Source organism: Subtercola sp. YIM 133946 (assembly GCF_036553535.1).
Taxonomy (GTDB): Bacteria; Actinomycetota; Actinomycetes; order Actinomycetales; family Microbacteriaceae; genus Subtercola.
Genome location: NZ_JAZHPE010000039.1, coordinates 13,867 through 31,599 on the forward strand (window position 1 = coordinate 13,867; position 17,733 = coordinate 31,599).

At 61.1% G+C, this 17,733-nt stretch carries 21 protein-coding genes; 8 read left to right on the forward strand and 13 right to left on the reverse strand.

The window, feature by feature from the left end; translation table 11 throughout:
• Positions 1 to 74: 74 nt before the first annotated feature.
• Genes V3W46_RS12675 through V3W46_RS12685 form a run of 3 tightly spaced genes read right to left on the reverse strand, consistent with a single transcriptional unit; the run spans position 75 to position 1,855 of the window.
• A complete protein-coding gene (locus V3W46_RS12675) occupies positions 75 to 575 on the reverse strand; it encodes a nuclear transport factor 2 family protein (protein ID WP_331783485.1) in 501 nt (166 codons plus the stop codon).
• Complete coding sequence (locus V3W46_RS12680; protein WP_331783486.1) at positions 572 to 1,306, reverse strand: HpcH/HpaI aldolase family protein; 735 nt, start codon at positions 1,304 to 1,306, stop codon at positions 572 to 574. The genes V3W46_RS12675 and V3W46_RS12680 overlap by 4 nt, the downstream gene beginning before the upstream one ends.
• Before the next feature lie 12 nt (positions 1,307 to 1,318).
• A complete protein-coding gene (locus V3W46_RS12685; protein WP_331783487.1) occupies positions 1,319 to 1,855 on the reverse strand; it encodes a flavin reductase family protein in 537 nt (178 codons plus the stop codon).
• A 153-nt stretch (positions 1,856 to 2,008) separates the two neighbouring features.
• Between V3W46_RS12685 and V3W46_RS12690 the strand changes: the two genes are divergently transcribed.
• Positions 2,009 to 2,827 carry a class I SAM-dependent methyltransferase gene (locus V3W46_RS12690; protein ID WP_331783488.1) on the forward strand — a complete coding sequence of 273 codons (819 nt, stop codon included), beginning with the start codon at positions 2,009 to 2,011 and terminating at the stop codon, positions 2,825 to 2,827.
• 18 nt (positions 2,828 to 2,845) lie between these two features.
• Here V3W46_RS12690 and V3W46_RS12695 read toward each other — a convergent pair whose 3' ends face one another.
• On the reverse strand, positions 2,846 to 3,862 hold the full coding sequence (locus V3W46_RS12695) for an alpha/beta hydrolase (RefSeq protein ID WP_331783489.1): 1,017 nt from the start codon (positions 3,860 to 3,862) through the stop codon (positions 2,846 to 2,848).
• 170 nt (positions 3,863 to 4,032) lie between these two features.
• On the opposite strand from V3W46_RS12695, the gene V3W46_RS12700 reads away from it, so the two are divergent.
• The 5 genes from V3W46_RS12700 to V3W46_RS12720 all read left to right on the forward strand — a co-directional run bounded on the left by V3W46_RS12700 (position 4,033) and on the right by V3W46_RS12720 (position 8,359).
• Positions 4,033 to 4,794 carry an alpha/beta fold hydrolase gene (locus V3W46_RS12700; protein WP_331783490.1) on the forward strand — a complete coding sequence of 254 codons (762 nt, stop codon included), beginning with the start codon at positions 4,033 to 4,035 and terminating at the stop codon, positions 4,792 to 4,794.
• Between the two features lie 25 nt (positions 4,795 to 4,819).
• Positions 4,820 to 6,088 (forward strand): CaiB/BaiF CoA transferase family protein, encoded by a 1,269-nt coding sequence (locus V3W46_RS12705; RefSeq protein WP_331783491.1) that lies wholly within the window; start codon positions 4,820 to 4,822, stop codon positions 6,086 to 6,088.
• Between the two features lie 21 nt (positions 6,089 to 6,109).
• Positions 6,110 to 7,255: a thiolase C-terminal domain-containing protein gene (locus V3W46_RS12710; protein WP_331783492.1), complete on the forward strand. Its 1,146-nt coding sequence runs from the start codon at positions 6,110 to 6,112 to the stop codon at positions 7,253 to 7,255.
• The gene (locus tag V3W46_RS12715; RefSeq protein ID WP_331783493.1) at positions 7,252 to 7,659 is read left to right on the forward strand and encodes a Zn-ribbon domain-containing OB-fold protein; all 408 of its coding nucleotides are present in this window, start codon (positions 7,252 to 7,254) and stop codon (positions 7,657 to 7,659) included. The genes V3W46_RS12710 and V3W46_RS12715 overlap by 4 nt, the downstream gene beginning before the upstream one ends.
• Before the next feature lie 85 nt (positions 7,660 to 7,744).
• Positions 7,745 to 8,359, forward strand: a complete 615-nt coding sequence (locus V3W46_RS12720) for a TetR/AcrR family transcriptional regulator (protein ID WP_331783494.1) — start codon at positions 7,745 to 7,747, stop codon at positions 8,357 to 8,359.
• Positions 8,360 to 8,391: 32 nt separating this feature from the next.
• On the opposite strand, the gene V3W46_RS12725 is transcribed toward V3W46_RS12720, so the two are convergent.
• The 7 genes from V3W46_RS12725 to V3W46_RS12755 are packed head-to-tail and all read right to left on the reverse strand — an operon-like array spanning position 8,392 to position 14,227.
• Positions 8,392 to 9,234, reverse strand: a complete 843-nt coding sequence (locus V3W46_RS12725) for an SMP-30/gluconolactonase/LRE family protein (protein ID WP_331783495.1) — start codon at positions 9,232 to 9,234, stop codon at positions 8,392 to 8,394.
• Positions 9,231 to 10,169 carry an ABC transporter substrate-binding protein gene (locus V3W46_RS12730; protein WP_331783496.1) on the reverse strand — a complete coding sequence of 313 codons (939 nt, stop codon included), beginning with the start codon at positions 10,167 to 10,169 and terminating at the stop codon, positions 9,231 to 9,233. Before V3W46_RS12730 ends, V3W46_RS12725 begins: the two co-directional genes overlap by 4 nt.
• A gap of 5 nt (positions 10,170 to 10,174) precedes the next feature.
• Positions 10,175 to 10,846, reverse strand: coding sequence for an RraA family protein (locus tag V3W46_RS12735; protein ID WP_331783497.1), 672 nt, complete (start codon positions 10,844 to 10,846; stop codon positions 10,175 to 10,177).
• Entirely contained in the window at positions 10,843 to 11,487 is a 645-nt protein-coding gene (locus V3W46_RS12740; protein WP_331783498.1) for an RraA family protein, read from the reverse strand. Before V3W46_RS12740 ends, V3W46_RS12735 begins: the two co-directional genes overlap by 4 nt.
• Positions 11,488 to 11,494: 7 nt before the next feature.
• Positions 11,495 to 12,289 (reverse strand): alpha/beta fold hydrolase, encoded by a 795-nt coding sequence (locus V3W46_RS12745; RefSeq protein ID WP_331783499.1) that lies wholly within the window; start codon positions 12,287 to 12,289, stop codon positions 11,495 to 11,497.
• Position 12,290: 1 nt separating this feature from the next.
• Positions 12,291 to 13,325: an LLM class flavin-dependent oxidoreductase gene (locus tag V3W46_RS12750; protein ID WP_331783500.1), complete on the reverse strand. Its 1,035-nt coding sequence runs from the start codon at positions 13,323 to 13,325 to the stop codon at positions 12,291 to 12,293.
• A gap of 47 nt (positions 13,326 to 13,372) precedes the next feature.
• Positions 13,373 to 14,227, reverse strand: coding sequence for an alpha/beta hydrolase (locus V3W46_RS12755; protein WP_331783568.1), 855 nt, complete (start codon positions 14,225 to 14,227; stop codon positions 13,373 to 13,375).
• A 202-nt stretch (positions 14,228 to 14,429) separates the two neighbouring features.
• On the opposite strand from V3W46_RS12755, the gene V3W46_RS12760 reads away from it, so the two are divergent.
• Positions 14,430 to 15,167, forward strand: a complete 738-nt coding sequence (locus tag V3W46_RS12760) for an alpha/beta fold hydrolase (protein WP_331783501.1) — start codon at positions 14,430 to 14,432, stop codon at positions 15,165 to 15,167.
• Positions 15,168 to 15,224: 57 nt separating this feature from the next.
• Here the strand turns inward: V3W46_RS12760 and V3W46_RS12765 are convergent, their stop codons facing one another.
• Entirely contained in the window at positions 15,225 to 15,518 is a 294-nt protein-coding gene (locus V3W46_RS12765; protein WP_331783502.1) for a hypothetical protein, read from the reverse strand.
• 195 nt (positions 15,519 to 15,713) lie between these two features.
• On the opposite strand from V3W46_RS12765, the gene V3W46_RS12770 reads away from it, so the two are divergent.
• Entirely contained in the window at positions 15,714 to 17,192 is a 1,479-nt protein-coding gene (locus V3W46_RS12770) for a glyceraldehyde-3-phosphate dehydrogenase (RefSeq protein WP_331783503.1), read from the forward strand.
• Here V3W46_RS12770 and V3W46_RS12775 read toward each other — a convergent pair.
• A complete protein-coding gene (locus V3W46_RS12775) occupies positions 17,129 to 17,677 on the reverse strand; it encodes a VOC family protein (protein WP_331783504.1) in 549 nt (182 codons plus the stop codon). The two genes, V3W46_RS12770 and V3W46_RS12775, sit on opposite strands and share 64 nt — an antisense overlap.
• Between the last annotated feature and the right edge of the window lie 56 nt (positions 17,678 to 17,733).

The window sequence follows — 17,733 nt, forward strand, 5'->3', positions numbered from 1 at the left end:
AGAATGTCACGGGTCGAACCGCGAACTCGTCTGTAGCTGCGATGGTGCACGACCTTCCGGTCATATCGAGGGGTTTACTCTCGCGGAACTGCGAGTTCGGTTGTCGGGGCGATGAAAAGGTAGTTGATCCATCGCGAGCGAATGAGCCACCGATCGTCCCAAAAGACGAATTCATCGACGACATCGGCGACCAGGACCGGCGTGGTGAGCGTGCGAGGAATCTCGCCGTCTTCTGCATACAACACGAGAACCGAGACCGCGCGAAAGGAGTCGTCTCTCACATCGTGAATACGCACATTCGATACGAGATGGCGAGATACGCGCGCACCACGGGCGGCACGGTCTCGATACGCACCCCTGATCTGCTCGGCGCCGGTGAACATCGCGTTTGCGAAACGCAACTCGGCATCGGGTGTGAAGTATGTGTACGCATTCTCCCCGCCATGGTGGTCGATCTCGAACCACAAGTCAGTCACCAGCGTCTGTACGTGCGCGCTCAGAGTTGCTCTGTCACCGAGCGCTGTCGTTTGAAGGAACGGAGCCGCGGCCGCCGCCCCCGGCGTCACATGTGTCATGACTGTCGACCCGCACTGGGCACTCGCGCACTATCTCCGAGGAGCGTTGTGTCGGCACCAATCATCGTGAAGTCGTAGCCGCGTGCCTCCAAACGCCGGGCGGCGTCATGCCCGTGCGCCGCGCCGCCGAGCGGGATTTTCATCCGCGCGGAGTCTTCCACCCTCGAAACCATTGCGATGAAGTCCGGATGGTCTACGGAGCGCCCACTCGACAAAGACAAGTCGAACGGCCCGATGAAGAGGGCGTCGAGGCCGCCGACACCGGCGATGTCGTCGATGTTGGTCACGGCTTGCGGTGTTTCGATCTGAGCGACCACCATGACCTGCTCGTTACCGCGCCGAACAAGTTCGGCCATGCCGATGGATCCCCAGTCGCCGGCCCGAGTCGTCGGGCTTCCGTGTCGATGACCGACTGGAGGGAACCGGCACACGTCTACTGCGGCGCGAGCGATTGCTGCGTCGTCGATGTGTGGCAAGAATACTCCGCTTGCTCCAGCATCAAGCGCAGGTTGCACCTCTGCCAGCACAGCGGCCGGCACCCTGACGAACGCCGGCAAACCGAGTGCCCGAGCTACCGCCAGCTGTGTAGTCATCGTGTGAAGATCGATCGCACCGTGTTCGCGGTCGATCACCACAAAGTCGACGCCGGCCGCGGCAAGCACCTCGACGACCTCCACGGCCGGAATCTTCACCCAGACACCGACTGCCTGCGGTCGTAGAGTCCATCCCATAAGTGCGCCGACCTAGTCGGCGGACGGCACTGAGAACGAACCATAGCTGCCGCGGAAGAAGACGAGTGGATCTCCCCCGGTCGCAGCCTCCATTGCCACGACTCGCGCCACGACGATCGTGTGGTCGCCCGCGTCGTATTCGTTCTCCTGAACGCATTCGATCCACGCGACAGCGTCACTCAGCGCAGGGCCGGTGGGTCGATTGGTGTAGCCTACGCCGACGAATCGGTCCGCATCCCGAGCCGCAAACTGACGGGTCACACTTTCATGGTGACGAGCCATGATGTTCACGCAGAATGATCCAGCCTGCTGAATCTTCGGCCAGGTCGATGAAGACTTAGCAGGGCAGATGAGAATCAGAGGCGGCTCGAGCGACACCGACGTAACCGAATTCGCGGCCATGCCAATGGGGCCGGACTCTCCGTGAGCTGTGACAACCGTCACCCCGGTGGGTAGGTGGGAGAGAACCCGACGAAACTGCAGCGGATCAATTGCTGCTGGTCCGTTCTTCGCATCTGCACCGATGAGGGCCTCGGACGACGTGTTCATGCTGATCCAATCGTTTGTCTGAAGAATCCGTATCGTGCTTGTGCCACGCCGCGGCACTATAAGTCGAACCTCTTCTCATTCCATTGAGACTACTCTCATTCAACAATTGCCGTCAACGCTAAAGAGCCGCTCGCGCTTTAGTACAGTGTACGTATGACAGATGAACGAGCAAAAGATGGAGATTTCGGCGCATTCGGGATGCCCCAGATTCGACAGGTGGCGGCTCTCGGTCGCTCGATCTTGAACAGGCCCCACACTCGAGAGGGAGATGCGGAAGCTCAGATCGCTCTCGTACAGGGCATGCAGCCGTTCGGCGGCCCGATCGATCCCGAAATGCTCGAGAAGATGCGTCCGTTGACGGGCTTTCGCAGCGACTTCTTCGACAACGAAGTTCTGAAGGCACTCGCCTCTGGCATCACCCAGGTGGTCAACTGCGGCGCTGGTTACGACGACCGAGCACTTCGTTTCCGCGATTCCGCCGTCACCTATTTCGAGTTGGATCTGCCCGAGGTCATCGTCGACAAGAACAGCCGCCTCGAACGGATGGGCGCAGATGTGACTCAGCTTCGCCCCATCGGCTTGGACTTAGAAGTCGACGATGTCGCTGTGGCTTTGACATCCGCGGGTCACGACCTCACCGCGCCCACGTTCTTCATGTGTGAGCAGCTGAACGCCACGTTGAGCCCGTGGGCTAATGCCCGGCTGCTCGCGTCACTTTTCAGCCGAGCGCGGCCTGGCAGCAGGCTCGCCCTCACTATCGAAGCCAGCAACGAAGGGCTTGACCCCACCCAGGTCCGTGAAAGGAGGAACGCCTTTTTCGGCGGTTCGGCTCCGATGAAGACGATCGTTCCGCGCGCCGAATGGCTGGGTCTGGTCGGGGATGCCGGCTGGCGCGTAGAGAGCCCCGAGTCCGTGCTCGAGGTCATGCACACTCACGAGATTCATACTCAGGCGGTCACGGCGACCGCCTGAGTATCAGGTCGCGAGGCCTCAGGGTACGTGCTTGTTCAGGAAGCGAGCCTGCTCTGTCTGCATTTCTGCGGATTCGGGCGCATCGACCGGAATACCAGCGATACCGAATCCGACGTGCAGAGCGCCATCCCACACATGCAGTTCAGCGTCGATCTCTGCGTTCCGCAAGGCCCGATGAAGTCGAACGGCGTTCGATAGGAAGATGTCGCGAGTTCCGCTTTGGATGTAGGTCGGTGGGAATCCACGGCCGAAGTCGGCGAAAAGCGGCGAGAGGTACGGGTGGGCGAGATCGTGGCCGTCTGCGTACAGGGCGATGGTTTCAGGCAGGCCCTGCCCGAGCATCGGATCGAGATCTCGGAGCGTATGAAACGAGTCGCCCGATTCGGTCAGATCGATTTCGGGCGTCTCGAGCACGAGCGCCCCCGGCAGCGGCAAACCGAGGTCGCGTGCTTTCAGCACGGCCGCCGAGGCGGTGTTGCCGCCGCTGGACATGCCATTGACGACGATGTTCTCGGCAGGGTGATCTTCGAGAACGCTGCGGTATACCGCGACGACGTCGTCTATCGCGGCGGGATACGGGTGGTCGGGCGGAACTCGGTAGTCGACCGCATAGATGACATTGCCCCACTGCGCAGCGAGCATTCCGGCGAACGTTCGAGCGGTGATGCCGGCGCCGTTGACCAGCGACCCACCGTGAACGTTCACCCATACACGGTCGCCGCGTCGATTATTTGGTGTTCCCACCTCCACCGTCACGCCATTCATCGACGTGCTTTCGACTGACGCGCGATCGAGCGCCCTCTCCAGCATCGCTTCGAACATCGGCTTGGAACGTTCGTTGTGCTCGGCGATGAAGACGCGCCACGCCTCACGGTCGTGCAGCGGCGGGTAGACCGTTCGAGGCGCGTGCGCAAACGAAAGCAGGCGCTTTGCTTCGGGGCTCAAAAAGGCTGGCAACGGGATTGAACGAGCGGGCAGGTGAATCGTTCCCGCTTCGTCCACCACAGCGGCCACATTCTCTTCGGCATCCGACATCCGGGACCGCCTTTCGTCATCGATTCTAAAAAAGAGATCTCTCAGAGAAGTGAGAGTATGCTCAATCGAGGATAGCGTCAAGGCAAGGTGCGAGCCCATCCGGGGATCGTCGAGCTGGTCATCTGCGCCATCCAACACTGTCGCTTGATATGAGGAAGTGGAGATCAGCAATGACCGTCGTACTGCTCCATTCCATCGGGCTCGACAGCAGATCCTGGCAATTCCTCTCGTCGTCAGAACTGGCAGACGCGGTGCGCTACGACTTGCTGTGGCATGGGGGTCGCGCTGAACCGGACGACGCCCTGACGCTTCGAGCCATGGCGGCGGATGTCGTCGATTCAGTTCCCGGTCGGCTGGATGTCGTCGGAGTCTCGATGGGCGGCTACGTCGCGCGGCAGCTCGCGCTGCACTGGCCCAATCGGGTGCGATCGCTTCTCACCGCTGGAGCATCGGCGGGAGACGGCGTCGGCGGGGGTCCACTGCGGGACCGCGCTGAGCTGACTGAGCGCGTCGGCATGACGGGGGTGGTGCATTCCACACTGCAGAGATGGTTCACCGACAAGGCGCTGACGGCCGACACACCCGCGGTGGCCTACGCCCGAAGTCAGCTCGTCAACGCTCACCCGAACGCATTTGCCGCCTCGTGGAGGGCGCTCGCGTCAGACGACTCTCTTCCCCGACTGCACCAGCTGAACATTCCCACCACCGTGGTTCACGCTACCGACGACGCCTCGGTACCAATGGTTGCGAGCGAGCGTGTGGCACACCAGATCCCCGGATCCCGGCTCGTTCTGGTGCCCGGCCCGCACATGATGCACCTGGAGCGACCCCAGGAGTTCGAAGCTGCCGTTCACGAACATTTGCGCTGGGTCGCGAGCCAGGAGTCCGAGTCGGGCGCCATCGACAGCGTGACAACCGTCGACCCGATTTAGAAACAACAACAGTAAGGAAAGAAACGTGCCAGTTGAATCTCCTCAAGACGGCGACGAGAGCATCCAGTCGGGAGTACGCGCTTCACTTTTGACCGGCGTCAAGGTGGTCGACCTGACGCACTTTCTTGCGGGCCCGTTCGCGAGCATGGTACTCGGTGACTTGGGTGCCGATGTGCTCAAGGTCGAGCGCCTCACGGGTGACACGACGCGCGCTACGCCACCCTACTTTCTGGGCGAAGATAGCGCTTACTTTCTCTCGATCAATCGCAACAAGAGATCGATCGCGCTCGATATCCGAAGCGTCGAAGGCAAACAGATTCTGAACCGTATCATCGCCGAGGCTGATGTCGTTCTCGACAATCTTCGCGCCCCTCAACGCGCGTCACTCGGCCTCGCCTACGCAGATCTCGAGAAGATTAACCCCCGAATCGTCAGCTGCTCGGTGAGCGGCTTCGGCTCCGATGGCCCGTACAGCGAACGGCCTGCATACGACATTGTCGTCGAGGCATTGGCCGGCGTCATGAGCGTGACCGGCCCCGAGGGAGGCCCCAGCGTTCGCGCCGGGGTGCCGATCGGAGACATCACTGCCGGATTGTATGCAGCCATCGGCACGCTCGCCGGCCTCGAATACCGCAGGCGCACGGGGCGCGGCCAGCACATCGACGTCAGCATGCTGGATTCGCAGGTCAGCTTGCTGTCGTACCTCGCGCAGTACTACTTCACCGGCGATCTGGTCGCGTCTCACCAGGGGCGTGCGCACGTCTCGATTCCGACGTACAACACGTTCGCGACCAAGGACTCCCGCGAGATCGTGATTGCTGCCAACACGGACCCCATGTGGCGTTCACTCTGCAGGGTTCTCGGGCGCGAAGATCTTGCCGACAGCGAACATTTCACCACAAACCCAGAACGGCTCATCCACCGCGATGAATTGATTCCTGTTCTGCAAGAAGAGTTCGCAAAATGGCGTCTCGAAGATATCTATGACGCTCTCGTCAAAGCCAACGTGCCCGTCGCCCCGATCAACACCATCGACACGGCTCTCAACGATCCACAAGTTCGACATCGCGGAATGGTCGTGCGCGCGCCCCACCGAAATGGCGGGGAATACGTGACCCTGGGCAGCCCGGTCAAAGCCGACGAGGGTCCGAGTGGTGGGCCCTATCTCACACCACCCGGTCTCGGCGGCGATTCCGAAACCGTGCTGCGCGAGCTGGGGTACTCCGACGACGAGATCACCTCGTTTCGAGCATCCGGTGTCGTGAAATTCATGGAGAGCGCCAGCCTGTCATGATCGAAAGTCGAGAAAATTGCCATGACAGCGCTCGCTAAGACGGCAATCGTCGGCGTCGGTGCTACCGAACAGGGCGAGATCCCAGGGCAGAGCGCCGACCAGATCGCGGTGCGTGCAGCGGTACTGGCGCTCGCCGATGCGGGAATCGATAAGTCGCAGATCGACGGTCTCGTCACCTGCAAACCGCTGCGGTCTCCCGAGCACGCGGGAGTCGATGAGAACATCGGCCAGATGCTTGGCATCAACCCTGCGTTCTCGACGACTCTCGAGTATGGCGCGTGCGGGTTCTCGCTCCATATCGCCGCCATGGCGATCATCAGCGGGCTGGCGAACACAGTGCTTCTCACCTACGGAACAAATCAGCGCAGTGCTGGGGCGAGCTTCTCCCGGCCGGTCGGCGGATCAGCGGACTGGGCCTCTCTCGCGGGCTTCGCCCACGTTGCCGGGCCCGCGGCGATGGCGGTGAAGCGGCATTCCTATCTCTATGGCACGACGGAGGAACAGCTCGGCTGGGTGTCTGTGGCGCAGCGCGAATGGGCTCAGAAGAATCCTCTCGCGATCTTTCGTCAGCCCTTGAGCATCGATGACTATCTGGCGATGCCCTACACGGTCGCCCCGCTGAAGCGCGCTGATCTCACGATGATCTCCGACGGAGGAGCAGCCGTGATCCTGACCCGTGCGGAGCGCGCAAACGACTTCAAGCCGTCGCCTGTCTACATCGTGGGTATGACTCAGCAATCCGCACTCCGCAGCGACCAGAACCCCGACAAGTTGATGCGGCCCTGGATCCAGGACATCGCGACTCGCCTGTACGGCGCTTCGGGTCTGCACCCCCACGACATCGATATCGCGTACCTGCAAGATGCGACCTCGGTGTGGGTGCTCCAGATGCTGGAATGGTACGGATTCTGCGGTGTCGGTGAGGGTGGCCCATTTCTCGCGGAGGGCCACACCCGGCCGGGCGGATCTCTTCCGGTGAACACAAATGGCGGGCAACTCTCGGAGGCATACATGTGGAATTGGCTTCACCTCTATGAGGCTGTGCGGCAACTGCGCGGGGAGGCGGGCGAGCGTCAGGTGGCGAATGCCGGCATCGCTCTGCACGCCCAAACCCACGACTTCTTCAAGGGAGCCGCGACGCTCTTGTCGAATCATGATCGATCATGAGCGAGTACCAGCGTCCGCTTCCGAATCTCGCCGATGAGCTCACTGCACCGTTTTGGCAGGGAACTCGTGAACACAGAGTGCTCGTTCAGCGCTGCGAGAAGTGCTCGTATCTGCGCTGGCCACCCGGCCCGATCTGCCCGGAGTGCCAGCACGAAGGCGCCATCTGGAGCGAAGTGCTGCCCACTGGAACGTTGTGGAGCACGGCCGAATATCATCGCGCCTTCAGTCCCGCGTTTGCAGACGACCTGCCCTACACGGTCGGTCTGATCCAACTGAACGATGGCCCCCGCATGTACGGCACGCTGCGTGGAGAGGTCGGCTCATTCCAGCTCGGCCAGCGGGTTCGAGCGGTCTTCTTCGATGCGACACCTGAGGTAACGCTCCTCCAATGGGAGATGATATGACGGTCTATGCTGTTTCTGTGGTCCCCATTGAGCATCCTGATCGCATGACGAGAGAACTCGATCTCGTCGATAGCCGCAGCCACGCATGAGTGTGGCGACTGTTACGACGGCTCAGCGAGCTCGGCTTCTTCAGCGTGAGGCAACGCGGGAAGCCCTTATCGCTGCGGGAATCGATGCTCTGGCCACACACGGGCTGGAGGGCGTGAAGGTCGCCAACGTCGCAAAGCACGCAGGGCTCGCCAACGGTACCTTTTATACGTACTTCACCGACCGTCACGACCTCTACAACGCGATCGTCGATCGACTCGTCGCCGATCTCGCCAAGCGCCTGGCTGCGGTGCACAGCACATGGGAGGCGGGCAAGTCGGAAGTCGACCGAGCGGAGGTCGAGGCCTTCGTCGATTTCGTCGAACAGAATCCGAACTTCATCGGCGCGTTCTGGGCGGCTGGGCCGACTGGCCGACCGATGACCTTGCTCGTCGAGCAGCGCGAAACAGAGCTGCGTCGCATGCAGCTGGCCGGTGCTGTTCGTTCCGATATCGATTTGAGCGTCATGGCGCGCGCGGAGGCATACCTGCCGCTCGCCGTGCTGGCCTGGTGGGACGCCGATCGATCTGTTCCGCGGAGTGTGCTTGTCGACAGCCTCGTCGCCTACAGAAAAGACGGAACCAGACCGACACCGTCTCCGTCAGCGGACTGACCCAGAATCGGTCTTCATCGAGTGGCTGCTGGTCAGGTGTGCAGCGGGAACGCTGCGGCGTCGACCTCGTAGCTTCGGAGGTCGTTGTTCTGCGTTTCGACGACATAGAGTCGTCCCGGCTCGCCGAATGCCAAATTCGTTGGAAAGTCGCCGTCGATCACGAAACGCTCGATGACAGTTCCGCTCGTGTCGAGTACGGCGATGTCTCCGTAGCCGAAGACCACCACCCACAGCCGGCCATCACTGCTGAACGCCATGCCGTCTGGTCCACCATGCGGCTCGGCGAATTGAGGGTCTAGAACGTTTCCGAAATATTCGCGGTCGCCGACCTTACGTCCATCAGAAAGCGAATACCGGTATACGTTTCCCGTAGCCGTCTCGTTGACATAAAGCCGTCCATCCGGCCCGAAGGCGATGCCGTTCGTGACGCGAATACCGCGGTCGACGAACCATGACTCGCCGGTGGCCGGGTCGTATCGAAAAACACGGCCGTCGACGAACTCCGGCCAACCCGGTCCTGTGAACTCAGAACGCAGGAGGCCCGAGTCTGTGACGTAGATGGCCCCATCAGGCCCCACGCAGAGATCGTTCGGCCACAGCACAGGGAGACCCTCGACTTCCGAGAGAACCGTGGTGACGTCGCCCGTGCTCAGGTCGAGGCGCATGAGCGATGGATTGATCGACTCGGCAATCCACACGATTCCGTCTCGTGTCTGCGCCAGTCCGTTCGGGCTGCCCGTCGACGCAACTTCTTGCTTCGAGCCGTCTGCGAAGACACGGGTGACGATTCCCCGCGTCATTTCTGTGACCAGCCATGTGCCGTCTGGCAGCAAGAGCGGCCCTTCCGGAAACAGGATGTCGTCAGTGATGATCACTTGACTGTTCCCTTCTGAATCCGTCGAGCCTCTTCGAGATAGCTCTCGTCGACATACCACGCGGGATCAAGAGATGCGCCGGCGGGCAGCGTACCGTTCGCTTGCATGATGTTCAAGACTGCTCGCACACCGTCAGCGCTGACGCGGAGATCGCGAGGCAGCACCCCGTCATCGATCATGGAATTGACAGACAGAAGAGCGAGATCGTGCGACGTAGCCGTCTCCTCGGCGAGTACGTCAGCGGCGCCAGCGCGATCCGAGTGCACCCATTCGGTCGCTTCCAGGAGCGAGGCGAGAATTCTCACGGTCACATCGTGATTCTCTGCGGCCCACGTAGAATCTGCCGCGATCACTCCGAAGGTGAAGTCGGGAAAGAACTCACTGGGGTCGCCAAGATCGGAATACCCCGCATTGACCGCAATATGGTCATAGGGGGTGAGCTGCAGGCCTGCATCGATTTCGCCCTTCTGCAGGAGCTCCCACCTCTTCGGGTGAGTACCGACCACCTCCAGACGGTAGTCCTCCGGATAGCTCAGCCCGACCGCCGAGAGCATGGCCTTGATCACGTGCACCGTTCCCTCGTTCATCGAGGAGACGCCGATCACCCCGCCCCGAAGCGCGTCCCGCGTTTTGTGCTGCGGCAAGCCGATGAGACGGAACGGCAACCGGTTAGTGAGCCCGGCGATGATGACCAGATTCCCCCCAGTCGCACGGTCGGCCAACACGCCCTCGGGGGTGTTGGGTGCGAATTGGATCGTTCCGCGAATCAAGGCCTCTGTTACCGCATCGCCAGAACCCACCATGTCGTAAGCGCACTCGAGCTGGTTTCGTTCGAAGAAGCCCCGCCGCTTCGCCGCGAATAGCGGTACGTATGTGAAGGCGGGTGCGATGAGGCTCGCCGCGACCTCGACAGTCGCGAGTTCGTCTGTGGACATGGGGGTCATTCCTTTGTTGTGATGGTCGTGTCGTCGTGTGAGGTAAAGCCGTAGAGGTCGAGCGTCTGAGCACCCGCACGGATTGCCGTGCGAATGTGCTCCTCGTGCACTTCCCTTGACCTCGCTGCCGTTGCGACGGCCACAGCGTCGGCCAGCGCTACACACACGACGCCGTCGTCGTCGGCGATGAGGATGTCGCCCACCGAGACGTGAATGCCACCCAGACTGATCGGTTCACCGACGGAGGCACCGTCGAGGAGCTTCGTGGTCCCCCTGATGGCGACCGCACCAGAGACGACCGGAAAATCCAGCGCTCTGAGCTCGTGAACGTCCCGAATGCCGCCCTCGAGCACAAGTCCCGCCACACCATGGGCTATCGCCGCTTCGGTCAGAATGTCACCCCAGTATCCGAAGGTATCGTCGCCTCCCGTCGCCACGGCCATCGCCCAGCCCGGGGGCGTCGCGTAGAGGCCTTGATGAATCGCGAGGTTATTTCCGGGGCCGGTCGAGATAGTCATGACGGGCGCACAGATTCGCCATCCGTTCACCAACGGCTTCAGCCGAGGCGCTAAAGCACCCCGCCTTCCATTTGCTTCATGCACTGTCGCGGCACTGAACTCCCGGAGTAGCGCGGCGGCACTGAGGGCGCTCCGCCGCAGAGCTTCATCGACCATCATCGGGTGCGCTGCAGTTCGTGGTATCCCTCGGCCAACCGCGCGTCGACCAGCGATTGGCCCTCTCGAACGCGACCCACGATGCGCGCTTCCGCATCGTGGATCGCGCGCGCGCGATCTAGAACGTCGGCCGCACGCATCGCGGGAACCACTACGAGCCCGTCTGGGCCGCCGATCAGCAGATCGCCCTGGCGTACCTGACATTCACCGAACGAAATGACTTCACCCACGGATTCGAGTTGCACACGATCTTTTCCGGTACGCATGAAGGAACCTCGCGTGAACAACGGATAGCCGAGCTGGGTAGCTACGGCGGTGTCGCGACTGACTCCGTTGATAGCGGTGCCAGCGAGGTCGCGTCGAAGCGCGACCTCGCTCATGATGCCGCCCCAGACTGTGCAGTCGAGACGGCCCCCGTTGTCGATCGCAACGACGGAGCCAGCTGGAACGTCGTCGAGAAAGTCCCCGACCGAACCGGCAGACGATCCGGCCGGCGTGTAGCGCACGGTGTAGGCAATGCCGACCATTGTGGAGCCCGGAACTACGGCGCGAATGCCCTGAATCGAACCCGGAAGCCCCAGGGCGTCCAGCGCATCGGATACCGTTCCGGTTTCAAGGTCTAGCCACTCTGCAAGGTTGTTCACGGTGTAGCTACGGATTCAGAACTTTGGTCTTGTGGCCATAGACGAACTGGTCGCGCCACTCCAAGAAGTCAGTCACGACCGACGCGAACGCCTCGGGGCGCTCATGTGCGATCAAGGGTCCGGCTTTGTGCACGAGGATGTAGAACGACTTCGGCATGATCTCGCGATAGAGACGACCTGTGGCGGGCGGGATCAGGTAATCCTCGTCGCCGAAGAGCACAAGGGTCGGAATGTCGAGGGTGGACATCTCTTTTTCGAGTTCCGAGTCTCGCCCCGCGCCGAAGATCCGCTTGATGATCTGCTCTTCCTGTGCGGCCGTCGTCGGCGACGTCAGCCCGATCGGTGACGATTGCCCCGTGCTGACGCTGCGCAGCAGCAACGACGGCGGAATCGTGGGAGCGCGGACCCCGTCTAGCAAGATCGCAGCAGGGGAGACCAGCACGATGGATTCGACGTGCTCGCCAGCGTCGATTGCGTGCCACAGTGCAAGCCGCGCCCCAACACCAGTTCCGACGACCGAATGATCGCCGATCTCCAGCTGGTCAATGACAGCCGAAACCGTGGCAGCCAGACTCCGGAATGAATCGGACGATCCGTTGAACGCCGACTCACCGAATCCAGGAGTCTCTATGGCGAAGGTGCGGTAGCCGTCAGCAAGCAGCTTGATGCCAGGAGCATCCGAAATCCCTCCGGCACCGTGCAAGATGACGACCGAAGGGCCTTCGCCCTCTATTTTCACGCGGACGGAGAATCCATCGACGTCGATGTGTGTTTCCGTCACGCTCGTGTCTTTGATTGGCACGTCAAACCTCCAGCAGCTTCTTCGCGGGCTCGTCAAACTTACGGATTTCAGGCAGTACCTCAGCGGCAAAAAGGTCGATCGCTCGCAGCACCGACTGGTGCTCACGCATCTTGCCGACCAAGAGAACATCTGCGACGCCGAAACCGGCTTCGTGGATCTCTCGTAGCTGCTCCACGACAGTGCTCGGGCTTCCCACGAACTGAAGGTTTCCGAATGCCTGACCAACAGGCGTTTCATCGTCGTCGTTGTTGCGGTTCGTGAAGGCCTTCGCCATCTCTTGCGCTTCCTTGTCGGTGTCACCCAACACGCAGAGGCCTCGGTAGACGAGCTGATCCCGGGTGGGCTTCCAGCCAGCGCGATCTGCTTCCGCTTTGTAGTGGGAGACGATCTGACCCAAAAACTCCGGTGGGAAGAATGAGCAGGCGAGGCCGAACTTGTTTTTTGCGGCGAACTCTGCCGACTCCACACTGTTGCCCGAGTAGTAGAACGGCGGGGCCTCCTGAACCATTTGCGGCCAGATCGAAACCGTGCGGTACGAGAACTGACGCCCTTCCCACCCGAAGGGCTGTGGCTCAGAAAGCGCTCGTTTGATGAGAAGCGACGCCTCTTGGGTACGCTCGCGCGACTCCGACAGGTTTTCGGTGTAGGTCGCGTATTCGAATCCGCCGCTGCGCAGGAAGAGCGTGATCACCCGGCCGCCGCTGAGCCCGTCTACCATCGCGATCTCTTCCGCGATGCGAATCGGGTTGCTCATCGAGACGATCGGGCCGAGCAGTGCGATTTTCGCCCTCTTGACGACCTGGCTCACCGCCGCAGCCATGACCATCGGGTTCGGCTGCAGCAGCAGCGGCATGTAGTGGTGCTCCGAGAAGCTCACCCAGTCGAACCCGACCTCGTCGGCGCGGGCGTACTGTTCGAGGGTGAACTCCATCGCCTCGCGCCCGGCCTCCCGATCCCACTGGGCGGGTGCCGTCGGCCATCCCTTTATTTTGACGCTGTTGCGATACGTCCCGATCGAAAAGAACGAGGCCTTCATGGTGTGTCTCCTATTTCTCTACGTAATTCCGTTGAATGAAGCGCACGCTAAACCGTGCGGGCCAGAGATTCGAATAGCAGGCGATGCCCGTGACGCATTCCGTCGAGTTCAGGAAAGGTCATGAAATCGTGTGGCATTCCTGGCAATGCGTGCAGCTCGAAAGGCAGGTCGGAGTCCTGCAGTTTTCGAACCAGATCGAGTGTTCCGGGCACGCCATAGTTCGCGTTACCGGTGATGAGCAGCAGGTGTGGAAGCTGCATCCCCTTTTCAATGTGAAGAAGTGGGCTCACCCGTTTATCTCGCAGAACGCTCTCCCCGCCGTCACCGGGGTACCACTTGATCGATGATCCATTCGCCAGCATGGGCGACGTGAAGTCGTATACCCCCTCGACCCCGACGAAGGCTTTGAGTGCAGGGGCATCCGGTTCGTCACGCATCCCGAGCACGAGCCCGAGTGCCAGAGACGCACCGAGCGCGTCACCCCACAGCACGATGCGCGCGCCGTCACCGCCCCACTCCGCGGCGCGGTCGCGCGCCCAGCCCAGAGCGAACCGCATGTCGTCATAGCCGGCGGGAAACGGATGCTCTGGCGCGAGCCGAAAGTCGGGAGTGATTGCGAGATATCCGTTGCCCGCGACATCCATCGTGAGTCGACGGTAGAGGTGCGAGCTGCCGGCGGTGAGGCCCGGCCCGTGCGTGATAACGAAGACGGGGAACGGCCCTTCACCCTCTGGCACCGCTATCGCCGCGGTGAGCCCTGGTCGCAACTCGACCGCCGGGTGGTAGGAGGCTATGCCCGGAAGAGGAACCGAGGTCTCGTTCCTGTACGAGTCGTACATCGCTGCGGCTGCCCGCCACCCCTCAGGTGTGCGGATGCGCTCGCGCGATGCTTCGCTCATCATCGGAGCAAAAAGCTCCGTGTTCAGGCGGTCGATCACCTGCACGTCATTGTCACTCGGCACTATCCGCCCCTTCCACACTGATGGGTCTCTTGACGATGTGTTCGAACAGGATTCGCCAGTTCGTACACCGTACTACGCAATCGATTCTGCGTCACCTTCGATTTGACGAGCGCAGTCTCATAGTATTGAGAGTAGTCTCATCTTGGCAATCGAGTCAAATACGAACCGCTGGCGCACGCTGCGCCAAATCGGCTCGAGCGACGATGGAGGGAATGCGCTGATGAAGAAGAAGCCGGTCTTCGGGTTGGTGCCAGGAGCTAGTCATGGCGCCTGGAGCTGGCAGCGTGTCATCGGGGCCATGGACTGCATGGGCTACCGCGCCGTCGCAATGGATCTGCCGATCGAAGACGAGGGGTCGGGCGTTCTGCAATACTCCGAAGCGGTCCGCGATGCGCTTGCCGGCATCGACGATGAACTGGTGCTTGTCGGTCATTCGCTCGGCGGAATCACCATTCCCGTGGTCGCCAATACGCGCCCGGTACGAAAGCTCGTCTTTGTGGCCGGGGTGATGCCGATCCCTAGCATGAGCCTCATGCAACAGCGAGCCGCTGAGCCCGACATGATCTTCCCACCCACGAAAGACACTCGTGACCGCTACTACAACCGGGCAGACGAGGCGGATGCCCGGTGGGCGCTTGCACAACTTCGCCCCCAGTCACAGCTTCCTTACGACGAAGTGACTCCGTTGACGACCTGGCCGAACATCGACATTGTAAGCATCGTGCCAACAGATGACCACACCGTCAATCCGACCTGGGCGCGTCGAGCGGCTCGGGAGAGATTCGGCATCGAAGCTCGCGAGATGCGCGGAGCAGATCACTCACCATTCCTCAGTCGGCCGGCAGACCTGGCGCGACTGATTGTGGAACTGTCCCTCTAAGTGAGCACCATTGCAGTCTCCGGCACCGCCGAGACACGTCGCGTGAGCGGGCTCGAATTACCCCTGCAGATGAAGGGGTGTGATCTCTTCATAGATATTGCGGGCGTGGAACGACCTCAGCGTTCGGATGCGCGTCGTCCAGGGCGTCGTCTGATTCATCGTGAGGTATGGCTCCGTGTTGAGAACGTCGACGTTATCGAGCTCGTACATCGCCAAGTATCTCGGCGCGCCTTCAATCGCAATGAATCTGCGCGCGGAGAGAAACCCGGGTGCAGCGGCGCGCTCGGGCAAGTGTTCTTCGTTGTACCAACGGTTGAATTCGTCCTCGTGCTCTTCTGGCACGTCGTTCATGACAACAAGCAACCCTCGGGGCTTTGGCAGGTCCATTGCTTCCTCGCTGAGATCTTTGTGGTGCGCACGACCGTGCAACCGATCGTGGCTAGTCGGTAGTCGAGCGATCATTCATTCGCCCCTATCGTACACTGTACTAATGATTGCGATCTATCGACTCGTACGTTCCTCTCTCGAAAACGAAGGCAGGCGATAATGTCAATATCCGACTACGACGACCATCGACAGGCCTGGCTTACCCGCGAAGAGGTCGCGGAGCGCCTTGTCCCCCTGGTCGGCCGGCTCTACCGCGACCATGGTGTCCTGACCTCGATTCACGGACAGCGGCTCGTGCACCGTTCCGCCTCTGAAATGATCGCCGTGCACGACAAGGCCGCCGAGGTGGGTCATGAGGTGGTCACCCTCGAGCAAACGGAAACGGTGCTCGAGGCGCTTCTCGCTATGTCCCCGGGTCCTGCATCAGTCGACGTGGCGAGACTCGCTATTGCTGTGGGCGAGAATCCTGAAACGGTGGATGTCGCCGCATTCGTCACGGCTGAATTGGCCAATGCACCCGCCACAGCGCCGCATCAGGTGAATACCGACGTGGTGCTTTACGGTTTCGGTCGGATCGGAAGGCTCATAGCCCGCATCCTCATCAGCCAAGCGGGGAACGAGCACGGAGTGCGTCTGCGAGCGATCGTGGTGCGGCGCGGCGCGGCAAACGACCTCGTGAAGCGAGCCAGCCTGCTGGCGCGGGACTCTGTTCACGGTCCGTTTCCCGGTTCAGTTTCGGTGGACGGGGAGAATGACGTATTGATAGCCAACGGAAGTCGCATACAAGTCATCTACGCTGACAACCCGGCGACGGTCGACTATACCGCCTACGGCATCACTAACGCGTTGGTGGTCGACAACACCGGCAAGTGGCGTGACGAGCAGGGCCTGTCACAACACCTTCAGAGTCCCGGCGTCGCTCGAGTCTTGCTGACGGCACCGGCAAAGTCGCCGCTGAAGAATATCGTCCATGGGGTGAACGACAGCACCATTGCGCCGACCGATCTGATCCTGTCCGCCGCATCGTGCACGACGAACGCCATCACTCCAGTTCTCAAGGCCCTGCACGAAGCATTCGGCGTGGTGCGCGGCCATGTCGAGACGGTGCACTCGTTTACGAATGACCAAAATCTCACGGACAACTTCCATCCCGGTGATCGACGCGGACGTTCGGCCGTGCTGAACATGGTGATCACGGAGACCGGTGCAGCCAACGCTGTCGCGAAAGCGCTCCCGGAACTCGCCGGCAAACTGAGCGGATCGAGCATCCGAGTTCCCACTCCCGACGTCTCGCTGGCAATTCTCAACGTGACGCTCGGCAGAGCCACCACTAAACACGAGGTGAATGACTACCTCAGGCGGGTCTCGCTACACTCCGACCTGCGACAGCAGATTGACTACGTCGAATCTCCCGAGATTGTCTCGTCCGATTTCGTCGGATCGCATCGCGCAGGCATCGTCGATGGGCTTGCGACGATCGTCAATGACGTCAACCTTGTTCTTTACGTCTGGTATGACAATGAGTACGGCTACTCGTATCAAGTCGTCAGGGTCATCGAATCGATCGCGGGAACTCACCCGATCATTGTGCCCTCACGAGAGACAGTTGTTGCTGGGCATAACACTTCCAGCCAATGACCAAGCGCATTGCGGGCATCGACGTAGACGACCTCGGCGGTTATGTCTCCGCGCGCTACTTGTGACCGATGGACCGACAGGCCTGCCTCGGTCGCTTCGCTCGACGCAGCATTCGCGTCGACATCGAGATGAGCTCCGACATGGTGTAAGGAAATCCACGGATCGTCGGCGGTAATAAGCGGAAAGATCGGTGGAGCGTCAACCAGCGGCTCGACGATCTCAAACCATGGCGTGGAACAGCCGGGCAGATGGCTGAAGGAAGCGCGCACGGCCCCGTCGCGCACGTCGAACGTGGTCCATGACCCAACCCCGATCGACTCGAAATGTTCGATGGCCGCGACCGTGTCATTCGTGATGTACGCGAGATGTCGAATCGGCGACGCGAAAACGGACTGCAGAATTCCCGTCGAGAGCGGCTCGGGTAGGCCCGGCCGCGCGTTTCGCTGTGTTGTCACGTCGTCTCCAGTCAGGTGTTCGAAATCCATGCTACGAGACTTTCGTACAGTGTGCGAAAATGAATTACCGGACCACGGGACCGACC

What these genes read in the sequence shown, in the direction of transcription:
- V3W46_RS12750 (WP_331783500.1), bottom strand. Translation starts at nt 13,325, where the DNA reads ATGAAGGCCTCGTTCTTTTCGATCGGGACGTATCGCAACAGCGTCAAA.
- V3W46_RS12700 (WP_331783490.1), top strand. Translation starts at nt 4,033, where the DNA reads ATGACCGTCGTACTGCTCCATTCCATCGGGCTCGACAGCAGATCCTGG.
- V3W46_RS12680 (WP_331783486.1), bottom strand. Translation starts at nt 1,306, where the DNA reads ATGGGATGGACTCTACGACCGCAGGCAGTCGGTGTCTGGGTGAAGATT.
- V3W46_RS12765 (WP_331783502.1), bottom strand. Translation starts at nt 15,518, where the DNA reads ATGAACGACGTGCCAGAAGAGCACGAGGACGAATTCAACCGTTGGTAC.
- V3W46_RS12735 (WP_331783497.1), bottom strand. Translation starts at nt 10,846, where the DNA reads ATGATGGTCGATGAAGCTCTGCGGCGGAGCGCCCTCAGTGCCGCCGCG.
- V3W46_RS12770 (WP_331783503.1), top strand. Translation starts at nt 15,714, where the DNA reads ATGTCAATATCCGACTACGACGACCATCGACAGGCCTGGCTTACCCGC.
- V3W46_RS12715 (WP_331783493.1), top strand. Translation starts at nt 7,252, where the DNA reads ATGAGCGAGTACCAGCGTCCGCTTCCGAATCTCGCCGATGAGCTCACT.
- V3W46_RS12720 (WP_331783494.1), top strand. Translation starts at nt 7,745, where the DNA reads ATGAGTGTGGCGACTGTTACGACGGCTCAGCGAGCTCGGCTTCTTCAG.
- V3W46_RS12775 (WP_331783504.1), bottom strand. Translation starts at nt 17,677, where the DNA reads ATGGATTTCGAACACCTGACTGGAGACGACGTGACAACACAGCGAAAC.
- V3W46_RS12685 (WP_331783487.1), bottom strand. Translation starts at nt 1,855, where the DNA reads ATGAACACGTCGTCCGAGGCCCTCATCGGTGCAGATGCGAAGAACGGA.
- V3W46_RS12690 (WP_331783488.1), top strand. Translation starts at nt 2,009, where the DNA reads ATGACAGATGAACGAGCAAAAGATGGAGATTTCGGCGCATTCGGGATG.
- V3W46_RS12755 (WP_331783568.1), bottom strand. Translation starts at nt 14,227, where the DNA reads ATGATGAGCGAAGCATCGCGCGAGCGCATCCGCACACCTGAGGGGTGG.
- V3W46_RS12695 (WP_331783489.1), bottom strand. Translation starts at nt 3,862, where the DNA reads ATGTCGGATGCCGAAGAGAATGTGGCCGCTGTGGTGGACGAAGCGGGA.
- V3W46_RS12675 (WP_331783485.1), bottom strand. Translation starts at nt 575, where the DNA reads ATGACACATGTGACGCCGGGGGCGGCGGCCGCGGCTCCGTTCCTTCAA.
- V3W46_RS12710 (WP_331783492.1), top strand. Translation starts at nt 6,110, where the DNA reads ATGACAGCGCTCGCTAAGACGGCAATCGTCGGCGTCGGTGCTACCGAA.
- V3W46_RS12730 (WP_331783496.1), bottom strand. Translation starts at nt 10,169, where the DNA reads ATGTCCACAGACGAACTCGCGACTGTCGAGGTCGCGGCGAGCCTCATC.